At 62.6% G+C, this 22011-nt stretch carries 21 protein-coding genes; 8 read left to right on the forward strand and 13 right to left on the reverse strand.

Going from position 1 to position 22011, the window contains the following annotated elements; genetic code table 11:
* Window position 1: 1 nt before the first annotated feature.
* Window positions 2–493: a VTT domain-containing protein gene (locus tag AC54AF_RS02215; RefSeq protein WP_131688946.1), complete on the reverse strand. Its 492-nt coding sequence runs from the start codon at window positions 491–493 to the stop codon at window positions 2–4.
* Window positions 494–694: 201 nt separating this feature from the next.
* On the opposite strand from AC54AF_RS02215, the gene ilvA reads away from it, so the two are divergent.
* The 5 genes from ilvA to rapZ all read left to right on the forward strand — a co-directional run bounded on the left by ilvA (window position 695) and on the right by rapZ (window position 6120).
* Entirely contained in the window at window positions 695–2230 is a 1536-nt protein-coding gene (gene ilvA, locus AC54AF_RS02220; RefSeq protein WP_131688947.1) for a threonine ammonia-lyase, biosynthetic, read from the forward strand.
* A gap of 135 nt (window positions 2231–2365) precedes the next feature.
* Window positions 2366–3208, forward strand: coding sequence for an NADPH-dependent 7-cyano-7-deazaguanine reductase QueF (gene queF, locus AC54AF_RS02225; RefSeq protein WP_496635095.1), 843 nt, complete (start codon window positions 2366–2368; stop codon window positions 3206–3208).
* Window positions 3209–3551: 343 nt separating this feature from the next.
* Window positions 3552–4034 (forward strand): PTS sugar transporter subunit IIA, encoded by a 483-nt coding sequence (locus AC54AF_RS02230; protein WP_034753339.1) that lies wholly within the window; start codon window positions 3552–3554, stop codon window positions 4032–4034.
* Window positions 4035–4069: 35 nt separating this feature from the next.
* Complete coding sequence (gene hprK / locus AC54AF_RS02235; RefSeq protein ID WP_034753337.1) at window positions 4070–5005, forward strand: HPr(Ser) kinase/phosphatase; 936 nt, start codon at window positions 4070–4072, stop codon at window positions 5003–5005.
* A gap of 251 nt (window positions 5006–5256) precedes the next feature.
* The gene (gene rapZ, locus AC54AF_RS02240) at window positions 5257–6120 is read left to right on the forward strand and encodes an RNase adapter RapZ (protein ID WP_035824128.1); all 864 of its coding nucleotides are present in this window, start codon (window positions 5257–5259) and stop codon (window positions 6118–6120) included.
* Here rapZ and AC54AF_RS02245 read toward each other — a convergent pair whose 3' ends face one another.
* The 8 genes from AC54AF_RS02245 to AC54AF_RS02280 form a co-directional block, all read right to left on the reverse strand.
* Window positions 6121–7206: an enoyl-CoA hydratase/isomerase family protein gene (locus tag AC54AF_RS02245; RefSeq protein WP_496635435.1), complete on the reverse strand. Its 1086-nt coding sequence runs from the start codon at window positions 7204–7206 to the stop codon at window positions 6121–6123.
* A gap of 134 nt (window positions 7207–7340) precedes the next feature.
* Window positions 7341–7703 carry a ribosome hibernation-promoting factor, HPF/YfiA family gene (gene hpf / locus AC54AF_RS02250; protein ID WP_035824124.1) on the reverse strand — a complete coding sequence of 121 codons (363 nt, stop codon included), beginning with the start codon at window positions 7701–7703 and terminating at the stop codon, window positions 7341–7343.
* A gap of 69 nt (window positions 7704–7772) precedes the next feature.
* Window positions 7773–9251 carry an RNA polymerase factor sigma-54 gene (locus tag AC54AF_RS02255; RefSeq protein ID WP_131688951.1) on the reverse strand — a complete coding sequence of 493 codons (1479 nt, stop codon included), beginning with the start codon at window positions 9249–9251 and terminating at the stop codon, window positions 7773–7775.
* 4 nt (window positions 9252–9255) lie between these two features.
* Entirely contained in the window at window positions 9256–10011 is a 756-nt protein-coding gene (gene lptB / locus AC54AF_RS02260) for an LPS export ABC transporter ATP-binding protein (RefSeq protein WP_099378489.1), read from the reverse strand.
* Entirely contained in the window at window positions 10011–10604 is a 594-nt protein-coding gene (gene lptA, locus AC54AF_RS02265) for a lipopolysaccharide transport periplasmic protein LptA (protein ID WP_131688952.1), read from the reverse strand. Before lptA ends, lptB begins: the two co-directional genes overlap by 1 nt.
* A gap of 25 nt (window positions 10605–10629) precedes the next feature.
* Entirely contained in the window at window positions 10630–11241 is a 612-nt protein-coding gene (gene lptC, locus AC54AF_RS02270; protein WP_496635099.1) for an LPS export ABC transporter periplasmic protein LptC, read from the reverse strand.
* Window positions 11242–11283: 42 nt separating this feature from the next.
* The gene (locus AC54AF_RS02275; protein ID WP_077398943.1) at window positions 11284–11817 is read right to left on the reverse strand and encodes a KdsC family phosphatase; all 534 of its coding nucleotides are present in this window, start codon (window positions 11815–11817) and stop codon (window positions 11284–11286) included.
* Entirely contained in the window at window positions 11817–12851 is a 1035-nt protein-coding gene (locus tag AC54AF_RS02280) for a KpsF/GutQ family sugar-phosphate isomerase (protein ID WP_496635102.1), read from the reverse strand. Before AC54AF_RS02280 ends, AC54AF_RS02275 begins: the two co-directional genes overlap by 1 nt.
* A gap of 84 nt (window positions 12852–12935) precedes the next feature.
* On the opposite strand from AC54AF_RS02280, the gene AC54AF_RS02285 reads away from it, so the two are divergent.
* Window positions 12936–14915 (forward strand): cation:proton antiporter domain-containing protein, encoded by a 1980-nt coding sequence (locus tag AC54AF_RS02285; RefSeq protein WP_496635104.1) that lies wholly within the window; start codon window positions 12936–12938, stop codon window positions 14913–14915.
* Here the strand turns inward: AC54AF_RS02285 and AC54AF_RS02290 are convergent, their stop codons facing one another.
* The 3 genes from AC54AF_RS02290 to AC54AF_RS02300 all read right to left on the reverse strand — a co-directional run bounded on the left by AC54AF_RS02290 (window position 14916) and on the right by AC54AF_RS02300 (window position 18146).
* Window positions 14916–16073 (reverse strand): DUF484 family protein, encoded by a 1158-nt coding sequence (locus AC54AF_RS02290; RefSeq protein WP_131689908.1) that lies wholly within the window; start codon window positions 16071–16073, stop codon window positions 14916–14918.
* A 34-nt stretch (window positions 16074–16107) separates the two neighbouring features.
* The gene (locus AC54AF_RS02295) at window positions 16108–16959 is read right to left on the reverse strand and encodes an MOSC domain-containing protein (protein ID WP_496635106.1); all 852 of its coding nucleotides are present in this window, start codon (window positions 16957–16959) and stop codon (window positions 16108–16110) included.
* Window positions 16960–17087: 128 nt separating this feature from the next.
* Window positions 17088–18146: a type II asparaginase gene (locus AC54AF_RS02300; protein WP_496635108.1), complete on the reverse strand. Its 1059-nt coding sequence runs from the start codon at window positions 18144–18146 to the stop codon at window positions 17088–17090.
* Window positions 18147–18315: 169 nt separating this feature from the next.
* Here AC54AF_RS02300 and AC54AF_RS02305 point away from each other — a divergent pair, with 169 nt between their 5' ends.
* Both AC54AF_RS02305 and AC54AF_RS02310 read left to right on the forward strand, forming a co-directional pair.
* A complete protein-coding gene (locus tag AC54AF_RS02305) occupies window positions 18316–18693 on the forward strand; it encodes a hypothetical protein (protein ID WP_496635110.1) in 378 nt (125 codons plus the stop codon).
* On the forward strand, window positions 18690–19526 hold the full coding sequence (locus AC54AF_RS02310; RefSeq protein WP_496635112.1) for a MipA/OmpV family protein: 837 nt from the start codon (window positions 18690–18692) through the stop codon (window positions 19524–19526). Before AC54AF_RS02305 ends, AC54AF_RS02310 begins: the two co-directional genes overlap by 4 nt.
* A 5-nt stretch (window positions 19527–19531) precedes the next feature.
* On the opposite strand, the gene AC54AF_RS02315 is transcribed toward AC54AF_RS02310, so the two are convergent.
* Window positions 19532–21985 carry a TonB-dependent siderophore receptor gene (locus AC54AF_RS02315; RefSeq protein WP_496635114.1) on the reverse strand — a complete coding sequence of 818 codons (2454 nt, stop codon included), beginning with the start codon at window positions 21983–21985 and terminating at the stop codon, window positions 19532–19534.
* Between the last annotated feature and the right edge of the window lie 26 nt (window positions 21986–22011).

The following is a 22011-nucleotide window of genomic DNA, read 5'->3' on the forward strand; positions in this document are numbered from 1 at the left end:
TTCACGCCAGCATTTGCCCGATCCGCTGCCATACGCCATCGGGCACGTACAACAGCAAGCCCGTCATGGTCAGGTAGCGCGCACACTTGCCGATGGCCATGTAGGCCACACTGGGCCAGAACGGCAGCTTGAGCCAGCCGGCCAGGGTGCACAGGGGGTCGCCCACGAGAGGCAGCCACGCCAGCAGCATGGTCTTGGCGCCATAGCGGGCCAGCCAGCGGAACCAGCGCGTGTCGCGCTCCTTGGCAAACGCCTGCTTGGCCCGGTAGCCGAGCCAGTAGTCGACGACACCGCCCAGAGTATTGCCCAGGGTGGCGACGCCGATGGCGGCCCAGAACAGCGCGGGATTGGCCTTGATGACGGCAAAGACGGCCGGCTCCGAGCCGAGCGGCAACAAGGTGGCGGAAATAAAGCTGATCAGAAAGATCGAGGTCAGCCCGACTTCCGGCGCTGCGATCAGCTGCAGCAGCCAGGCGATTGCGGATTCGATCATGGAACACTTCGCGATGCAGTAAGGCTCTCCATTATAATGAAGAGCAGCTTGCGCGCCGCACAATCGGCGACGGCCGGCAAAGGCATACCCGCCCGCAGTTCCACAGAGCATGATTGTCGCCAGGCTATCCGCCACGGCGCCGCCGCTATCGCCCGACACGCTCCAGACCCTTTCTGGCCCAGAATCACTTGCTTGCAGACTATGAACATCGACTACCTCAAGAAAATCCTGACCGCCCGCGTCTATGACGTCGCTACCGAAACGCCGCTGGAACTGGCCCCTGCCCTGTCGCAGCGCCTGAACAACCAGATTTACTTCAAGCGCGAAGACATGCAAAGCGTGTTCAGCTTCAAGATTCGCGGCGCCTACAACAAGATGGCTCAGCTCAGCGATGCAGAACGCAAGCGCGGCGTCATTTGCGCCTCGGCCGGCAACCATGCCCAGGGCGTGGCCCTGTCGGCCGCCCGCATGGGCTGCCGCGCCGTCATCGTCATGCCGACCACCACGCCCCCCGTCAAGATCGACGCCGTCAAGGCGCGCGGCGGCGTGCACGTGGAAATCGTGCTGCACGGCGAGTCCTACACGGATGCCTACAACCACGCGCTGACGCTGGAAAAAGAACAGAAGCTGACCTTCGTGCACCCGTTCGACGACCCGGACGTGATCGCTGGCCAGGGCACGATCGGCATGGAAATCCTGCGCCAGCATGCCGGCCCCATCCACGCCATCTTCGTGGCCATCGGCGGCGGCGGCCTGATCTCTGGCGTGGCGGCCTACGTGAAACAGATTCGCCCCGACATCAAGATCATCGGCGTGCAAACGGTCGATTCGGATGCCATGGCGCGCTCGCTGAAGGCGGGCGAACGCGTCACCCTGCCAGACGTGGGCCTGTTTTCGGACGGCACGGCCGTGCGCCTGGTCGGCAAGGAAACCTTCCGATTGGCGCAGCAATATGTCGATGAAATCATCATCGTCGACACGGACGCCATCTGCGCCGCCATCAAGGATGTGTTTACGGATACGCGCTCCATCCTGGAACCGGCCGGCGCGCTGGCCATCGCCGGCGCCAAGGCGTATGTGGAGCGGGCCAGCCTGAGCAAGCACCCCATCGTCAACCAGACGCTGGTCACCATCGCCTGCGGCGCGAACATGAATTTCGACCGTTTGCGCTTCGTCGCGGAACGGGCCGAACTGGGCGAATTCCGCGAAGCCGTGTTTGCCGTCACCATGCGCGAACAGCGGGGCAGCTTCAAGCGTTTCTGCTCGCTCATCGGCGCGCGCAACGTGACGGAATTTAACTACCGCATCAGCGATGAAAAAGCCGCGCACGTCTTCGTCGGCATCCAGATCGCCGACCGGCATGAATCGAGCGTGCTGGCGAAGACGTTCGAGGAACATGAATTCAAGACGCTCGACCTGACCCACGACGAGCTGGCCAAGTCGCATATCCGCCACCTGGTCGGCGGCAAGAGCCGGCTGGCCCAGGACGAGCTGCTGTACCGCTTTGAATTCCCCGAACGCCCCGGTGCGCTGATGCGCTTCCTCGACAGCATGGCGCCGAACTGGAATATTTCCCTGTGCCACTACCGCAGCCAGGGCGGCGACGTGGGCCGTATCCTGATCGGCCTGCAGGTGCCACCCGATGAAATGGGAGAATTCGCCCGCTTCCTCGATACCCTGGGGTACCGTTATTGGGATGAGAGCAGCAATCCTGTCTACAAGCTGTTCCTCGGGTAATAACAGGGTCAGTCGCTTCGCGATCGGAATGCGCCCCACCGGGACGCATTCCCCCGTCGGGTCCGACCCCGGTCCTTGCCGTTGGGTTGAAATAGGCTACCATTCAGCCTTCACAGAATTTGTAGCCACGCCATCATGACCACCACCAACGACCTCGCCGAACAATCCCCGCTGGGCAAAAGCTCCGCCTACCGCACCGATTACGCGCCGGAATTGCTGTTTCCGATTCCGCGCCAGGGCAAGCGCGACGAGCTGGAATTGCGCGGCACCCTGCCGTTCTTCGGCCTCGACATCTGGAATGCGTATGAACTGTCGTGGCTGAACCAGCGCGGCAAGCCGCAGGTGGCCATCGCCAAGGTCAGCGCGCCAGCCGATTCGCCGAACATCATCGAGTCGAAATCGTTCAAGCTGTACCTGAACTCGTTCAACCAGACCAAACTGGACAGCCCGGATGCGCTGCTGGCCCTGCTCAAGCAGGATTTATCGACTGGTTTCGGCGCGCCCGTGCAAGTGGAGCTGACCTTGCAGGAAGATTTCGGCAAGCTGAAAATGGGCGAGTTCGACGGCGTGCTGCTGGACCGCCTGGATCTGGAAATCACGCAATACACGCCCTCGCCGCTGCTCTTGAATGCGGCGCTGGACGAGGCGCCGGTGGAAGAAAAACTCGTCTCGCACTTGCTCAAATCGAATTGCCTGGTGACGGGCCAGCCCGACTGGGGCAGCGTGCAGATCGCGTATGCGGGACCGCAGATCGACCAGGAAAGCCTGTTGCGCTACCTGATCGGTTTCCGCGAGCACAATGAATTCCACGAGCAATGCGTGGAGCGCATCTTTGTCGATATCTTGCGTCAATGCAAGCCGCAAAAGCTGTCCGTGTATGCGCGCTATACGCGCCGCGGCGGCCTCGATATCAATCCCTGGCGCAGCAACTTCAGCACGGGAGCGATGCCGGGCAATCTGCGCAACGCCCGTCAGTAACGCTAGGCAACACCGCGCCACACCACAAAACCATGCCAGCAGGAATGTTGGCTGTGTTTTAAAACAACGTTGCAGTCGTGCCGCAGAGCATGTCAAAGACGCTGAAAAATCGGAAAATCGGCATTCGGCGGCGGAAAAACCGGCGCGCCGCGTGTTTTTAATCAGGAAATAGCCGATACACGCCGACGTTATTTTTTTGATAAAATGATGGCAACATGGGCCGTAGCGCCCACTGCGCCCGCAGCGGGCGTATACTGTTGAGAATTGGCGTTACAGGCCGCGAAAACAGGCCTATAATTCGGCTCGCAAGCCCTCTGCGCATTGCACCATTTCATTGAGTGTCATGACTAATCTTAGCAAAATACTATCTCTCGAAAACGTCCTGCTGGACCTGGAAGTCTCCAGTAAAAAGCGCGCCTTCGAGCAAGCCGGCCTGATCTTCGAAAACAATTACGGCATCGCCCGCTCTACCGTCTCGGACAATCTGTTTGCCCGCGAACGTCTGGGCTCGACGGGTCTGGGCCATGGCGTGGCCGTGCCGCATGGCAGGGTCAAGGGCAGCAAAACCTTGAAATCGCCGCTGGGCGCCTTCGTGCGCCTGGCCGAACCGATTCCGTTCGAGTCGCCCGATGGCAAGCCCGTCAACCTGCTGTTTTTCCTGCTGATTCCCGATCATGTCACCCAGCAACATCTGGAAATCCTGTCGGAAATCGCCGAAATGTTTTCCGACGATGCCTTCCGCACGGCGCTGGCCACGGATCCGGAACCGAAATCCGTGCATTCGCGCATCGTCAATTGGCAACCCAGTCTGCAAGCGGCGGGTTAAACTCAGGTATTCCTCCACTCCTGAAGAAGACTGCCATGTTGCAAACGCCGCTGACGATACAACGCCTGTACGACGATAATCGTGAAAGTCTGCAACTGGGCTGGTTCGCCGGCTTCCCCGGCGGCGAACGCCTGATCTCGGGCGACGTCTCGTCGGCCGCCGACCAGGTGGGCCACTTGAATCTGATCCATCCGGGCCGCATCCAGGTCTTCGGCCACCAGGAAATCAATTACTACCAGCGCCTGAAGGTCAATACGCGCACCCACGTGATCGGCGAGCTGATCGCCGGCGGCCCGCCCGCGCTGATCATCGCGCAAGGGCTGGAAACGCCGCCCGACATCCTCGCCATCTGCGACGAGCAAAACATCCCCCTGTTCTCCACCCCGCTGCCGGCCGCGCAAGTGATCGACTTCCTGCGCGTCTACCTGTCGAAAAAACTGGCGCAGCGCATCATCATGCATGGCGTGTTCATGGACGTGCTGGGCGTGGGCGTGCTGATCACGGGCGATTCGGGCCTGGGCAAGAGCGAACTGGGCCTGGAGCTGATCTCGCGCAGCCACGGCCTGGTGGCCGACGACGCCGTCGAGTTCTCGCGTATCGCGCCGAACATGATCGAAGGCCGCTGCCCGCCCCTGCTGCAAAACCTGCTGGAAGTGCGGGGCCTGGGCTTGCTCGACATCAAGGCCATCTTTGGCGAAACAGCCGTGCGCCGCAAGATGCGCTTGAAACTGATCGTGCACCTCGTGCGCCGCAACGCGCTGGAAGAGGAAGTCGAGCGCCTGCCCTTCCTGTTCCCCACGGAAGACGTGCTCGGCCTTCCCGTGCGCAAGGTCGTCATCCCCGTCGCCGCCGGCCGCAACATCGCCGTGCTGCTGGAAGCGGCCGTGCGCAACACCATTTTGCAGCTGCGCGGCATCGACACCTTGCAGGAGTTCATGGAGCGGCAAAGGTTGGCAATGAGCGGCGATTAACAAGGTCGTTAGCGGGGCCGCCGAGGCGGGGCAAGGCTCCGCGTAATCCGACGGCATTGTTAGCGGGTGTCGGCAGGAGCCCTCGCTTGCAAGCGAGGACCGTTACGCAGGCACGCAGCCATGCTGCGTGAATTCCCTGCTGCACCGCTTTGCGTTAAACCGACCTACGAAATACACATACGAAATTGCAATCATTTGTAAAGATCATTGCCTTGGGAGCACAGTGCCGATCTTTATTGTATGATCGCCGTATGCATATCGTCCTTATCACCGGAATATCCGGCTCCGGTAAATCCGTCGCGCTCAATGTGCTGGAAGATACCGGCTACTATTGTGTCGACAACCTGCCACCGGCCTTGCTGCCCAGTCTGGTGCAAACGCTGCTCGACGAAGGTACGCCGCAACTGGCCGTCGCCGTCGATGCGCGTAGCGCCGAGTCGCTGACCAGCCTGCCGCACAATGTGGCCCTGCTGCGCGACCAAGGGCACGACGTCAAGGTCATGTTTTTGACGGCCACCACGCATTCGCTGGTGGCGCGCTTCTCGGAAACGCGGCGCAGCCATCCGCTGTCGCACGAATTGCGTCCGAACCAGAATCCGGCCAGCCGCCGCACCCTGATCGAGTGTATCTCGGAAGAGCGCGAACGCCTGTCGGCCATCGAGCAGCTGGGCCATGTGATCGACACGTCGGAACTGAGCGCCAACAAATTGCGCGCCTGGATCAAGGATATCGTCGCCTCCGAACGCGCGCCGCTGACCCTGTTCTTCGAATCGTTCGCCTTCAAGCTGGGCGTACCGCTCGACGCCGATTTCGTTTTCGACGTGCGGGCCTTGCCCAATCCCTATTATGACCTGGCGCTGCGCCCCCTCGACGGCCGCGACGCTCCCGTGATCGCCTTCCTCGACGCGCAGCCGAGCGCGCTGGAACTGCTGGCCGACATCCGCGCCTTCATCGAGAAATGGCTGCCGTCATTCAAGTCCGACAACCGCAGCTACCTGACGGTGGCCCTCGGCTGCACGGGCGGCCAGCACCGCTCCGTGTACATGGCGGAACGGCTGGCGCAATACTTCGGCCCCAATGAAAGAGTCGTGCTGCGCCACCGCGAGCGCAGCTAGTTAATCGAGGTGGCGCAGCGGATGCGCCGCGGCAGGCCAGACGGGCGCAAAGAAGCGCGCCACCATGGCCGCGTCGACCTCGTCCAGGCTGGCAGGGTTCCAGCGCGGCGCATTGTCCTTGTCCACCACCAGCGCGCGCACGCCTTCGAGCACTTCGCCATGCGCGAAATTGTGGCGCACCACCGTGCGCTCCATGCGCAGGCAATCGGCCACACCCAGGTGGGCGCCACGCTGCAGCAATTCCAGGGTCACCGACATCATCAGCGGCGAACGCAGGCGCATGGCCGCCAGGGCCCTGGCGGCGAACCCGCTGTCGTCCTGTGCCAGCGAAGCCATGATGGCGGCCACGGAAGGGGCGCCGAAATGGCGGTCCAGCGCCGCGCGCGCCGTGGCCAGGGCAGAAACGCCCGCCTCGGCCTGGAACGGCGCCGCCAGCGCCTTGATGGCCACCGGCAAGGCCTCGCCCGGCGTCGATTCGAACAGGGCCAGCAGCGCTCCCATCTGCGCCTCGGGCAGGTAGACATCGGCCAGGCCCGTGTACAGCGCATCGGCCGCGTTGATCGTCAAGCCCGTCAAGCCCAGGTACAGGCCCAGTTGACCGGCCAGGCGAGACAGGAAATAACTGCCGCCCACGTCGGGAAACAGGCCGATATTGACTTCCGGCATGGCCATGCGCGTGCGGCCCGTGACGATGCGCAGTCGGTTGCCAGGCCCGGCTTGCGCCACGCCCATGCCGCCGCCCATCACCACGCCATCCATCACGGCGATATACGGTTTCGGATAGAAATGAATGAGATGGTTGAGCGCATATTCTTCCGTAAAGAAATCTTCCAGCAAGGCGCTGCCGCCTTGCGGCGTGGCCAGGCCCGCATCGTAAAAGAAACGGATGTCGCCGCCGGCGCACAAAGCCTTGTCGCTGCTGGATCGGATGACGACGGCGTCCACCTGCGGATCGTCGCGCCAGGCCAGCAGGGCCGCGCTCAGGGCGCGCACCATCTCCAGCGACAGGGAATTGAAGGCTTTCGGACGGTCGAGCACGATATGCCCGGTACGGTGTCGGATGGAGGTCTGGACGAAGTCGCTCATGGCAAAATGAAAAGAAGTAAGAGTGGAGGACATTCTAGCGCCTGCGCGGGGAAGATTGCGTTCAACAGGTCCAGGCGCAAAAAAGGGCGCAATGTGCGCCCTTAGTTGATCACAACTGCTGGAAGCGGGTGGCCTTAGACGGCGACGACGGCGTCTTCCTCTGAGTTGTCTGGCAGATGCTTGATCGCCTCTTTACCGTGCCCTTGCACTTTGGTTTTGTACTTCATCACTTGCCTATCGAGCTTGTCGATCAGGGTATCGATGGCGGCATACAGGTCGTGCGCCAAGCTTTCCACATAGACAGTTTTGCCACTCAGGCGCAGGTTGACTTCGGCCTTTTGACGTTTTTCTTTCTCTTTGAGGTTATCCACGGTCAGAATCACGGCAATATCGATGACTTGATCGAAATGACGTTTCACGCGCTCCAGCTTCGTTTGTACGTATTCACGGATGGCTGGTGTCACTTCGAGATGATGTCCGCTGATGGTGAGATTCATACACACTCCTAAAGATGATCGGGTTCGTGCGGTCCATCCTATCCGGCCCGCAGAGGAACCGAAAAAAACTTACAAACACTTACGCAGGCTCACTGGCGGAATTTTCAATGCTTCCCGGTATTTGGCAACAGTACGTCGCGCAATCACCATGCCTTGTTCCCCCAGCATGTCCGCAATCTTACTGTCGGATAAAGGATTTTTAGGGTCTTCTGCTCCTGTCAGTTGCACGATCAATGCCCGTATCGCCGTCGATGACGCTTCGCCCCCCGCTTCGGTGGCGACGTGGCTACCAAAGAAATATTTCAACTCGAACATGCCGTGCGGGGTCAGCATGTACTTTTGAGTTGTTACCCGCGAGATAGTACTCTCGTGTAAACCCAGTGTATCAGCTATTTCACGGAGCACAAGGGGGCGCATGGCAACGGCCCCATGCGAGAAAAAGTTCTTTTGTCTTTCTACTATCGCCTGCGCCACGCGCAGGATCGTGTCGAAGCGCTGGCGCATATTCTTGATCAGCCACTTGGCTTCCTGCAACTGTGCGCCCATCGCGCCCTCGCCCTTGCCCTGCTTGAGCAAGTTGGCGTACATGGCGTTGACGCGCAGGCGCGGCATGACGTCGTTGTTCAGGGTGACTTGCCAGCCGTTGCGCGCGCGCTTGACGACGACGTCGGGCACCACGTAATCGGACACGTCCGAGGCGAACACGGCGCCCGGATGCGGGTTGCATTGGCGAATCACCGTCTGCGCTTCGCGCAAGTCTTCATCGTCGCAGTCGAGGGCTTTTTTCAGCTTGTTGAAGTCGCGCTGGGCAAACCAGGCCAGGTGCTTTTCCACGATGACGAGGGCCATGCGGCGCGTCACCATGGCGATGTGCGGCAAGCGCTTGATTTGCAGCGCCAGACATTCGGACGCATTGCGCGCGCCCACGCCCGGGGGATCGAAACTTTGCAAGAGAGACAAAGCCGTGCGCATCTCGTCGGCGTCGATTTCCAGCTCTTCCGGCAGGCGCGCCAGGATGTCGTCGAGCGACTCTTCCAGGTAGCCATTGTCGTCGAGCGCGTCGATGATCAGCTCGACCAGCGCGCGGTCGCGCAATTCGAGCACCGTCACGCGCATCTGCTCCATCAGGTGTTCGCGCAGGGTGCAGTGATGGGCCTCCAATTGCGGGCGCGAATCTTCGTCGTCGGGCGCCTTGCCCCGGCTCGCCTCGCTCCAGTCGCTGTCGCCGCCGTCCGCGGCGGCCGGGCCCTCGCCCGCCTCGCCGTCAAAGGTTTCCGCTTCGGCCGGCGCCGCAGGCGCCTCCTGGCTTGGCGGCTGGGGCGGCGCTTCGGCCGGCGCGGCCGTGGAACTCAAGGCGCCGTCGGACAGCAGGCGCAGCGAACGGTCGAGCGGATCGTCCAGGCGTTCGAGCAAGGGATTGTCCGTCAGCAATTGCTCTAGTTCCTGGTGCAATTCCAGGGTAGACAATTGCAACAGGCGTATCGATTGCTGCAACTGCGGCGTCAGTGCCAGGTGCTGCGAAGTGCGCAGCTGCAATGATTGTTTCATTGGCTTACATACGGAAGTGTTCGCCCAGATAGACCCGGCGTACCGACTCGTTCGCGATGATGTCGTCGGGGCGTCCCGACGCCAGCACCGAGCCCTGGTTGATGATGTAGGCACGGTCGCAAATACCCAGCGTCTCGCGCACATTATGATCGGTGATCAGCACGCCGATATTGCGCTCCTTCAAGAAGCGCACGATGCGCTGGATTTCGATCACGGCGATCGGGTCGACACCGGCGAACGGTTCGTCGAGCAGCACGAAACGGGGATCGGTGGCCAGCGCGCGGGCGATCTCCACGCGGCGGCGCTCGCCGCCGGACAGCGACAGCGCCTGGTTCTCACGCAGCTTTTCAATCTGCAAGTCGGCCAGCAATTTATCCAGCCGCTCCTCGATCTCGGCCTTCGTCAAAGGACGGCCTTCGACGGTCTGGATCTCCAGCACGGCGCGGATATTGTCTTCCACCGTCAGCTTGCGGAAGACGGATGCTTCCTGCGGCAGGTAGGACAGGCCCATCTGCGCGCGGCGGTGGATCGGCAGGCTGGAGATGTCCACGCCGCTGATATCGATGCTGCCGCCGTCGGACGGCACCAGGCCGACGATCATGTAGAACGAGGTGGTCTTGCCGGCGCCGTTCGGGCCCAGCAGCCCCACCACTTCGCCGCATTCGACTTGCAGCGAGACATCATGCACGACTTGCCGCTTGCCATAGGTTTTTTGCAGCCCGCGAACGATCAGGGTGCTGCCGCAACGTGTATTGTCCATTATTTCTTTCCTGGCGCAGGCGTGGCCGGCGCTTTCTCCGCCGCCGGCGCCTTGGTCTTCGGCTGGATCACCATGCGCACGCTGCCGCCATCGGCGGTGCTGGTGCCGCTATCGGAATTTTCCATCGCAAACACTTCCTTGCGGCTGTCATACGAGATGAAGGCGCCATTGGCCACGTCGGTCACTTTCGTGCCTTCCAGGCGCGTCAGCTTGGCTTTGGAAAACAGTTTCACCACTTCCGTCTTGTTGTCGTATTCCACGCGCTCCGCTTCGCCTTCGACCCACAGGTCGCCCGCGCCATCGCGCTTCTGGCGGAAGGTGGCCAGCTTGCCGGGATCGGCCCAGAAGGTAATGAACTGGTAGCCTTGCGGGTCTTCCGTGATCAGGGCCCGGCCCGCCTTCATGGTCAGCGTCCCCTTGACCAGCACGACGTCGCCCGTCAGGGTACGCACCTGCTTGACGTCATCGACGTGGCCACTGCGTGCCGTGATGACGGCTTCCTTCTCGGAATCGGCCTTCTCGGCATGCGCCACGCCCATCACGCCCAACGAGCAAACGGTCGAGAATAGAGTCAACAGCAAGATATTCTTCATAGTATGGTTTCCTTGTTTCGTTCTGTCATTTTGCCGCCGCGGCCGGGCGCGGTTTCGGCGGGAGGACCATGCGCAGCGCATTCTGCACTTCCACCACGCCGGTGGCGTTATTGGCCTTCATGCCGATGCCATTGATGCGCGAGGCGCCCGTCAGGATATCGACAGGCACGTCCGTTTCCATTCTTTCCTCGTCCGGAAACACCGTCAGCGCTTCCGTCCTGACCGTCAGGTTCTGCGCCTTCGGACTGGCCACGCGGTCGATCACGACCTTGCGGTGCAGTTGCAGCCGGGTATTGTCCTGGTCGATATGCGCCAGTTCCGCATTCATGTTCAACGGCGGCATGCCGGGCGTGAGCTTGCGCACGAAGGGCTGGTCGATATCGGACGAATCGTCCAGCGGATAATGCGTGAGCTTGGTGCCCGACACAATATAGCTGGGCTTGCCTGTCAAATCCATGCGCACCATGCTGAAATTGGTGATGAAATAGTCGGGCTCATCCAGATGCTTGCTGGCCGTGATGTCCTGGCTATTCTTGTTCATCACTTCGAGCAGCCAAAAGCTGGCCAACGCGACGACGACCGCGCCCAGCACGGTAAAAATCATGCGCCAGCGATGGGCGCCTCCTGGCTTACGCATAGGGCTTCACTCTTTCAAAGGTCACTGGCGAGGCGGCGCGCCTCACTCCAGGAACGGCGCCATGACGCGCGCATAGTTGTCCTGGGCGCGCAGCAGGAATTCGCAGATCTCGCGCACCGCGCCGCGGCCGCCGCCGGCCTGCGTCACATGGTGGGCCAGGCCCTGCGCTTCCGGACGCCCGCCCGGCACGCTGACGGCAAAGCCCACGCGTTTCAGGATGGGCGCATCGATGACGTCGTCGCCGATATAGCCGCATTGCTCTTCCGTCAAGCCCGTCAACGCCAGCAGTTCGCGAAACGGCGTCAGCTTGTCGTGGCCGCCCTGGTGCACATGGGTAATGCCCAGGTCTTGCGCGCGGCGCGCCGTGATGGCCGAGCGGCGCGCGCTGATGATGGCCGTCTGCACGCCCGATTCCTGCAGCAGCTTGATGCCCAGGCCATCATACACATTAAACGTTTTCATCATCTCGCCGTCCGGGCCGAAATGCAGGCTGCCGTCGGTGAGCACGCCATCGACGTCAAAGATCATCAGTTTGACCTTGGCCGCGCGCGCCAGGTTGTCCGCTACGCTGTCCATCAGATCACCTTCGCTTGCGTCAGATCATGGATATGCAGCGCGCCCACCAGCTTGCCGTCGGCATCGACGACCAGCATCTGATTGATGCGGAACTGCTCCATCACGGCCACGGCATCGACGGCCAGGCGTTCGGGCGCGATGCTGCGCGGCTGCGCATGCATGACGTCGCGGATCTCCACTTGCGTGAAATCCTGCACGCGCTCGAACATGCGGCGCAAGTCGCCATCCGTAAACACGCCCACCGGGCGGTTGTCCGCGTCGACGACGGCCGTCATGCCCATGCCCTTGCGGGTCATTTCTTCCAGAGCCTGCAGCAGCGACGCTTCCACGGGCACTTTCGGCACCTGCTCGCCGCTGCGCATGACGTCATGCACGTGCGTGAGCAGGCGGCGGCCCAGGGCGCCGCCCGGATGCGAGCGGGCGAAATCCTCTTCCTTGAAGCCGCGCAAGTCGAGCAAGGCCACGGCGATCGCGTCGCCCAGGGCCAGGGTGACGGTGGTGCTGGCCGTCGGCGCCAGGTTCAGCGGACAGGCTTCTTTTTCAACAGAAATATCCAGGTGCACGTCGGCCAGCTGGGCCAGGCTGGAGTTCGGTTTACCCGTCATGGAAATGAGCACGCCGCCCATGCGCTTGACGACGGGCATGATGGCCATCAGTTCCGACGATTCGCCCGAATACGAGATGGCAATAAACGCATCGTCCGAGGTGACCATGCCCAGGTCGCCATGGGCCGCTTCGGCCGGATGCACGAACAGGGCCGGCGTGCCGGTGGAAGCGAGGGTGGCGGCAATCTTGCGCGCGATGTGGCCGGATTTGCCGATGCCCGAGACGACGACACGCCCCTTGCATTGCAGCAGCATCGCCACGGCGCGGCCCACGCTGTCGTCCGTGGCCAGGCGCGCATGCAGCGCAACGATGGCGTCGGACTCGATCTGCAAGGTGGTGCGGGCCAGCGCGACGGCGCGCTCGGTCGTCGCTTGCATGTCAATTCGATCAAAAGCTTTCAGCATTGTTTTTTCATGGGTTACACTCATGCCCAAAGTATAAACGAATTAGGAAAGCAAAAAACTTGCCAGTCACAACAAACAACGATTTCCATTGACCGCACCGGGCAACCCATGTTTTCCTCGCTTGAACTGACCCTGATGTTACTCGGCAGCGCCGTGCTGGGCGTGGTCGCTTTCAGAATGTTGCATTTGCCGCCCATGCTGGGCTACCTGGCCGTTGGCATCGTCATCGGGCCCCATGCGCTGGGCCTGGCGGCGGAAAACGAGGCCAGCCACACCCTGGCCGAGTTCGGCGTCGTCTTCCTGATGTTTTCCATCGGGCTCGAATTCTCGCTTCCCAAGTTCCTCGCCATGCGGCGCATCGTCTTCGGCCTTGGCATGGCGCAGGTGGTCACCACCATCATCGCCACCGTCGTCTTCGGCTGGTTCGTCGCCCGTTATCTGTCCGCCTACATCCACCTGAGCTGGCAAGCCGCGTTCGCCTTGGGCGGCGCGCTGGCCATGTCGTCGACGGCCATCGTCTCGAAAATGCTCACGGAGCGGCTGGAACTGGAAAGCGAACACGGCCGCAAGATCATCGGTATTTTGCTGTTCCAGGATCTGGCCGTGGTGCCCCTGCTGATCCTGATTCCCGCCCTCACGCGCGATTCCGACAATCTGGCCGAAACCCTGGCCTGGGCCGGCGGCAAGGCCCTGGTCGTCCTCATCTTGCTCTTGTTCATCGGCCAGAAACTGGTACGCGGCTGGTTCACCATCGTCGCCAAGCGCCGCTCGCAAGAATTGTTCATGCTCAACCTGCTGTTAATTACCCTGGGGGCGGCCTGGATCACGGAACGGGCGGGGCTGTCGCTGGCCCTGGGCGCGTTTGTTGCCGGCATGCTCATTTCCGAGACGGAATTCAAGCATCAGGTGGAGGAGGATATCAAGCCCTTCCGCGACGTGCTGCTGGGCCTGTTCTTCATCACCGTCGGCATGCTGCTCAATATCCGCGTGGTGCTGGAGAACTGGTGGCTCGTCCTGCTGCTGCTATGCGGCCCCGTCCTCCTGAAATTCGCCCTGATCGCGGGCCTGGCCCGGCTGTTCGGGTCCAGCAACGGCGTGGCCTTGCGCACAGGACTGGGACTGGCGCAGGCGGGCGAGTTCGGCTTCGTGCTGCTGAACCTGGCCGGCGGCATCAAGCTGATGGACCCGTTCGTCGTGCAAGTGGTGCTGGCAGCCATGGTGCTGTCGATGCTGGTGGCGCCCTTCCTCATCGCCAAGTCCGACGCCATCGTCATGAAACTGGCGGCCAACGACTGGATGATGCAATCGTTGGCCCTGACCAAGATCGCCACGCGCACCATGGCCTCGCAGAAACACGTGCTGATCGCCGGCTTCGGGCGCAGCGGGCAAAGCCTGGCCACCCTTTTGACGGAAGAAAAGATCGAATACCACGCGCTGGACCTGGACCCGGAACGGGTGCAGGAAGCGCAGCTGGCCGGCGCCCACGTGTCGTATGGGGACGCCGGCCGGCGCGAAAGCCTGGTGGCGGCCGGCATCTACCGGGCCAGCGCCGTGGTGATCACGTATGCGCATACGCCCTCGGCACTGAAGCTATTGCATTTACTTAACGACATGGCACCGACCTTGCCCGTCATCGTACGCAGCCACGACGATACCGACCTCGACCAGTTGAAGAAGGCGGGCGCGGCGGAAGTGGTGCCGGAATTGATGGAAGGTAGCCTGATGCTCGCTTCGCACGCGCTGATCATGATGGGCGTGCCGCTGCGCCGCGTGGTGCACCGGGTGCAGGCGGCGCGCGAAGAGCGCTATGCGTCCTTGCGCGGCTATTTCCACGGTTCCAGCGACGCGGGCGACGATGCCGAGCTGGAACGCCTGCATACGGTCACCGTCAGCGAGGGCGCGCATTGCGTGGACTTGCCCTTGAGTGCGATCGACGTGGCCGGCTGCGGCGCGTTCGTGACGGCCATCCGCCGCGGCCGCGGCCGCCTCGAGGTCACCCCCGAGACGCAGCTGGCTAGCGGCGACGTGGTGGTGCTGCGCGGCACGGCCGATGCCGTGGCCAAGGCTGAAACTTTACTATTAAAATAATTAGTCGGGCTGCGCCTGCCAGCTGACGACCTTGTTGCGGCCATCGGCCTTGGCCTGGTACAGGGCCTGGTCGGCGTGCGCCACCAGTTGCTGCGCCACCGTTTCAATCGGCAGCAAGGCCGCGTCCGCTTCCAGGCTGGCCACGCCGATCGACACGCTGACCCACGCCTGCGCGCTGCCCGGCAAGTCAAACATGGTGCCGGCGATGCTGGTGCGGATGCGTTCGGCAACGAAGGTCGCGCTGTCGAGGTCAGCGTCGATCAGCAGCACGACGAATTCCTCGCCGCCGAAACGGCCCAGCGCATCGGAGCGGCGCAATTCCGTGCGGATGCGCGTGGCCACTTCGCGCAGCACTTCATCGCCGCCCTGGTGCCCATGCGTGTCATTGACCAGCTTGAAATGGTCGATATCGATATACATGCATGAAATGCAATAATTCTGGCGCCGCGCGCGGGCGATTTCTTCCAGCAGCCGGCGGTCGATATAGCGGCGGTTATAGACGCCCGTCAGGGAATCGGTCAAGCCGATGTATTTCAGCATTTCATTGCTGATCACGTTTTCCAGGCAAATGGCGATGATGGACGCCATGTGCTTGATGAAATCCGTGCCCAGCGCGGGCGTAAAGCGCGTCACGTCGCTGCTGGCCAGGTTCAGGCTGCCAATCAGGCGCTTGTTGCGCAACAAGGGAACCAGCGCCACGCTGCGCAAAGCGTCGATCTGCGGAAAACGCGGGCCATGCACGGCAGCATCAAACGCACCGAGCAGCGGCAACGGCGGCAAGGCCGCTTCCCCCTCGGCCACGGGCTTTGGTGCGGCAAAGCCCAGCTCCGCCACGGCATGCACGAACAGCAACTGCGGGAAGGCGCTGAAATCGACGCCCAGCTTTTCCATCACCAGCACGATATCGTCATCCTCGTCGAGCAGGCTCAACGTGACGCCGTCGAGGTCGGAAATCACGGGCAGGGTACGGAAGATAGTGCCGATCAGTTCGGGAAACGTGGACGCGCTGACGATTTCCAGGTCGAATGCCTGGTGGCGGCACATGATGTCGTGGTTGCGCTCGACCTGTTCCAGCAGGAAAGCCATGCGCGCGCGCAAGGCCTGGTTTTCGGCTTCGAGGCTGGCAATGCGCGGGTCCGGCGGTATTGCTTGATTCATAGAAACCTTAAACCCTTGTGTGCGGGCGCCATGCTTAAAATGCCAGTTCGAAACCGATGTCCTGCCCCACCACGATACGCTCATCGCCGCCTTCGGTGACGATGGCGTTCATGCCGAAGCAGATAGCGCCGTCAAGCTCGGGCTTGGCGCGATAGCCATGCATGACGTCGAGCGGGTCCGGTCCGGGCACGCCCGTGGCCTGGTCCACCGACGGGATCGGGCAGCGCGAGCACGGCTTGACGGGTTTCAAGGTAGTCGCGCCGAATTGCAGGAACGCGGCGTAGTCCTCCTCGAAGGCGCCGATGTCGCCGATCACGAGGTTGGGACGGAAACGGTTCATCGGCAGCGCCTCGCGGCCGGCGGCACGAAGTTTATCATTGACATCGGCCAGCGAGGCGCTGCCGGCAATCAGCAGGGGGTAGCCATCGGCAAACATGGTCGAGGCGGCCACGCCATCGGTCCATTTGGTGCTGGTGGCGCGCACCACGTCCGGATGAAAGCGCGCCAGGCGGCACGGCACGCCGATGGCCTGACTGAACCAGGTGGCCGTGACGTCGTCGCAATCGTAGGCGCGCACGCTATCGTCCCACACGTGCACTTCCAGCATGGGCGAGTGTTGCGGGTGCGGCAAGCCCAGTTCGATTTCCAGGCGCAGCATACCCGGCGCGCGCAATTCCAGGGTGGTGGCCTTGATGCGCGGCACGATCAGCGCCATGCGCGGATGTTCGCGCTGGGTCAGGAAGCGGCCTTGCGCGTCCACCACCATCCATTCGCGGTCGAACACGTGTTCGCTCATCAGTCCGGAATGCGTGAGCACTGCCTCCTGCAAGTGGATGCCGGCGCACGATTTGATCGGATACAGGATGATGTCGGACAGGATAGCCATGGACAGGGGACAAGGAACAGTGTTGCTGCTTCTGCCTGGAAATTATTCAGAAGCGAAGTATGGCAGCAAAGCGGGCTAGCGTAAATCAGCCAAGCCCAGCCGCAGTGGCTGGGCCGGCGTGATGGCGATCAATAGGTATAGAAAATACGCTGGATTTCTTGCGTGCTGTTCGTTTTTGTCAAGGCCAGCATCAGCAGGATGCGGGCTTTTTGCGGGTTCAGGGTGTCGGACACGACACTGTCGAGTTCATCGTCGTTGGCTTCGCCATTGCGCGCCACGATACCCTGGCCCACGCGGCTCGAACGCACGATCAGCACGCCCTTCTGGCGCGCCTCCACCAGGGCCGGCTTCATTTGCGCGGCCACGCTGCCATCGCCCACGCCCGCGTGGATGATGCCCTTGGCGCCAGCGGCAATGAAGGCATCGATGCCGACCCGGTTCATGTTGGCGTAGCCGTAGACGATATCGACTTGCGGCAGGGCATCGAGCTTGCTGATGTCAAATTCCGATTCCAGGGTGTGCTTGCGCGTCGACTGGCGGTAGAAAAAGGCCTTGCTGCCCTGGATGTAGCCGAGCATGCCCAGTTCCGGCGACTTGAAGGTATCGGTGGTGGACGTATTCGTCTTGGTCACTTCGCGCGCCGCGTTGATCTGGTCGTTCAAGGCCACCAATACGCCCTTGCCCACGGCTTCCTTGCTGCCGGCCAGCATGACGGCGTTATACAGGTTGATGGGGCCGTCAGCCGAGATGGCGGTCGACGGACGCATGGCGCCCACCACCACGACCGGTTTATGGCTTTTCACGGTCAGGTTCAGGAAATACGCCGTTTCCTCGATGGTGTCGGTGCCGTGCGTGACGACCACGCCATCGACATCGTTCGAGGCCAGCAGCACGTTGATGCGCTTGGCCAGGGCCAGCCAGTGGCTATTGCCCATGCTTTCGCTGGCGATCTGGAACACTTGCTCGCCTTTCACATTCGCCACTTTTTTCAGTTCCGGCACGGCCGCAATCAGGCGTTCGACGCCCACGGTAGCCGAGGTGTAGCCGACGGTGGTGGTGCTGTCGGCGCCGCTGCCGGCGATGGTGCCGCCCGTGGCCAGAATCACTACATTCGGCAATTTGACGGCCGCTTGCTGCGCGCGTGCGGGGGAAGCGGCGATAAAGCCCATCAGCAAGGTAGTCAGCATCAGCTGTGCACAAGAATGGAATTTGCGTGAAAACATGGTGCTCCCGTGAGGTGTATTGTCAAAAATAACAACGTCGTGTGCAAATTATATGTCATCCGTGCGCGGACAATTCTCCAATTCATGCGTAGCGCGCAAACGTGCGCGCCTGCCCATGCGCTACAGTGGCGTCATGCCCACACTGCTCCCCCTCCGCGCCTGCCTCGTCCTGCCGCTTGTCTTGATGGCGCTGGGTGCCTGCTCCACGCAAATCGAACTGCGCACGGCGGCGCAGCTGGAACAGTTCGCGCGGCAGGCGGCCAGCCAGGGCGACTGGGCGCAAGCCATGCGCAACTACGCGGCCGCAGCCGAGAATGCGGAACTCGGTCATGGCGATGCTGCCTGGCAAGCCCGCTTGCACTACCAGGCGGGACGCGCTGCCAGCGCCGCCTGCCGCTATGACGCGGCCGCATTTCATTTCCGCCAGGCCATCGCGCTGGCAAAGAAACCGGACGCATTGACGGACCTGGAATCGCTGCCAGTCGGCAAGCCTTGCGGAGTCCAGCAATGAACATCGCACGCACCTTGCTGGCCGCCTGCCCCCTCTTCGCCGGCATGGCGCCAGCACATGCCACCGAGCCAGCCTTGCCATTATGGGAAGCGGGCGTGTTTGGCGGCACGGCCGTCACGCCCGCCTATCCGGGCGCCAGCGAACGCTCGACGCGCAGCCTGGCCCTGCCCTATCTGATTTATCGCGGAAAAGTCTTGCGCGCCGACCGCTCCGGCGTGGGCGCGCGCCTGCTCGACACGGATCGCCTCGATGTCGATATCGGCTTTGCCCTGTCCTTGCCGGCCCGCTCCAGCGACGTGCCGGCCCGGCGCGGCATGCCGGACCTGGGCACCCTGGTGGAATTTGGCCCGCGCCTGAGAATCAAGCTGGCCGAGCCGACGCAACACAGCCGCCTGGGCCTGGAACTGCCCTTGCGCGCCGTCATCGAAGCGCGCGGCGGCCTGCGCCGCCAGGGCGCCACGTTCGAGCCACGCTTCGTGTACGCGCTGCAAGGCGAGCAGCAGGCATGGCATGTCGATGCCAGCCTGGGCGCCGTGCTGGGCAATGTCGCCATCCATGATTACTTGTATGGCGTCAGCCCCGCGTTTGCCACCGCTCAGCGCCCGGCGTATGCGGCAAAAAGTGGATTGATGCTCACGCGGCTGGGCCTGGGCGGTTCATACCGGCTGCAGCGGGACTGGCGCGCCTTTGCCTTTTTGCGCTACGACAACTACACAGGCGCCGCCAACCGCGCCAGCCCCCTGCTGCGCCAGAACAGCGGCACCTCGGCCGGCATCGGCCTGATGTGGACGTGGCAACGTTCAAGCAGCCTGGCGCGGGGCCCGGACGATTAGCCGGCTTAAAACTCCGTCGTGGCCGACAGCATGACCGTGCGCGGCGCGCCCAGGCCCAGGCTGGTCCATTGCGGCAGCGCCCAGTACGCCCGGTTGCCGACGTTCGTCACGCTGGCGCGCACGGTCAGGGGCCGGCCCGCCGCCTTCGTCGCATAGCGGGCACCCAGGTCACACACGGTACGGCCCGGCACGGACAGCGAATTGTCGGCATTGATGTATTGCTTCGATGCCGCCGTCGCGTTCGCCGTCAGGGTCACGCCGGGGATGGCGGGCGTATCCCATTCGACGCCGAGCTTGGCTTGCAGCCTGGGCACACCCGTTGCCTGCTTGCCCTGGTTGGCGCCGCCCACGGTCTTGCTCAAGACCGGGTCGACATACGCCACGCCGCCCATCAGGCGCACGTCGCGCAGGGGCGAACCGAAGAAGCCCCAGTCGATGCCGCGGTTGCGCTGTTCGCCGCCAAAGGAAAAGATATTGCTGACCGGGTCGACATAGCTGCTGGGCCGCCTGATTTCGTACGCGCTGACCGTATGCGCGAACTCGCCCAGGTCGACCTTGACGCCAAGCTCCGCCTGCTTCGACTTGTACGGCGCAAAGACCTCACCCGAGTTAGCCGCCGTCAACGGCGCCGTGGCGCCCTGGCTCAAGCCTTCGATGTAATTGCCGTACAGGGAAACCGTCTTGCTGGCCTTGACCAGCAGGGCGATGGCGGGCGTGGTGGCGCCTTCGTCATAGCGCGAGGTGCGCGCGCCCGTCTTGATGTTGAAGTTATCGCTGAGCACTTCCTGGCGGCGCAAGCCCACCGTCAGCTGCACGGTGTCTTGCGCAAAGGACAGCGTGTCGACCAGGCCGACACTGGCCAGGCGTAGTTCCGCCTTGGAAATTTGCGGCGCCTCGAAGCGCGTCGCCGGTCCCCAGACGGGGTGGTAGATATTCGTGATCCAGTCTTTCGCCAGGGTATTCCTGCGTCCGTACTGCTTGTCCGTGTGGTGATAATAGGTGGCGTTCACGGCCCATTGATGGCCGATATCGCCCGTGCGCAGCTTGCCCCGCAAGCCCGCTTCCGCCGACTGTTTTTCCACATCAAAACCCAGGTCGGCAAGATTGGTGCGGTAGTCGCCAGCCGTGTTGTAGACCTGGATCAGATACGCGCCCGTCGACTGGTAGTCGGCCCGGCTGGCGCCCACGGCCGCATACGCCATCACCTGCTCGTTCAGGTCCAGCTCGCCGCGCAGCATGGCGCCCTTGTCCTTGGTATCGTAGAACGCCCAGCTGGGATTCAACAAGGTCTCCGCTTTCGGCGGACGCGTCACGGGCAAGCCGGCGGCCAGGTTGACACCCCGGTTCAAGCCATCGGCGCGGTCCTCGCTGTGATACAGGTCGGCCGACAGGCGCGCGCCGTTGCCACGCCAGTCCAGGCCCACGGAGACGAGCCGGGTCTTCTTTTTCTGATGGTCGATGGCGCCGTCGCCATCGCGGTAGACGCCGTTGACGCGGATACCGAATTGTTGATGCTCGCCAAAACGCTGGCCCAGGTCCACATGGCCACCCCATTGCGCGTCCGACATGTACGAGGCCGTCACGCGCGCCAGCGGCGCATCGCCCGCGCGCTTGGGCACGAGGTTGATGCTGCCGCCCACCGAGCCGCCCGGCGGCATGCCATTGAGCAAGGCTGACGGCCCTTTCAGCACCTCGATGCGCTCGAACATTTCGGGCGAGGTGCGGTAATACGGAGAGATGCCGTACAGGCCACCAAACGCGACGTCGCCGATATTCGAGCTGAAGCCCCGTATCGAGTAATTCTCGCCGATGATGCCCGTCATGCCGCTGCTGAAGACGGTAGGGTCGGTGGCGGAAATCACATCGGTGATGTCGCGCGCCTGCCGGTCCTCGATGAACTGGTCCGTATAGCTGATGGTGTTGAACGGGGTTTCCATGAAGTCCTTGTCGCCCAGGAATCCCACGCGGCCGCCGGACGCCACCTGTCCGCCGGCGTAGGCATCCGTGACGGTGCTGCCCTTGCCCCAGACCGTCACGGCCGGCATGGTCGCGGCAACCTCGGCAGCGGCGCTGTGCGCCGGTTCGCGGCGTAGCGTATAGCTGCCATTGCCCTCGCGCACGGCCTGCAAGCCGTGGCCGCGCAGCAATTCATGAAAGCCTTCGGGCACGCTGTAGCTGCCGGACAGGCCGGCGCTGTTCTTGCCTTGCAGCAGGCTAGCCTCGACCGTCAATTCGATGCCCGCCTCGGCGGCAAAGGTATTGAGCGCCAGGCCCAGCGCACCGGCCGGTACGCTGAACGCTTGCCGGGCCTGCGCCGCCCCCGCTTGCGCGTAGGCCGGCGGGGCCGCCATGCCCAGCGCACCCACGCTCAAGCCCGTGATCAGCGCCAGTTGCACGGCCGTGGCAATGCGGTTCAATGTCAAGGCGGGAAGGTGGCGCGTTGCCATGCGTTGTGTCATACGGTAAATCCTTTCAGAAGGGATGA

It is taken from the genome of Janthinobacterium sp. JF4, from assembly GCF_059617925.1.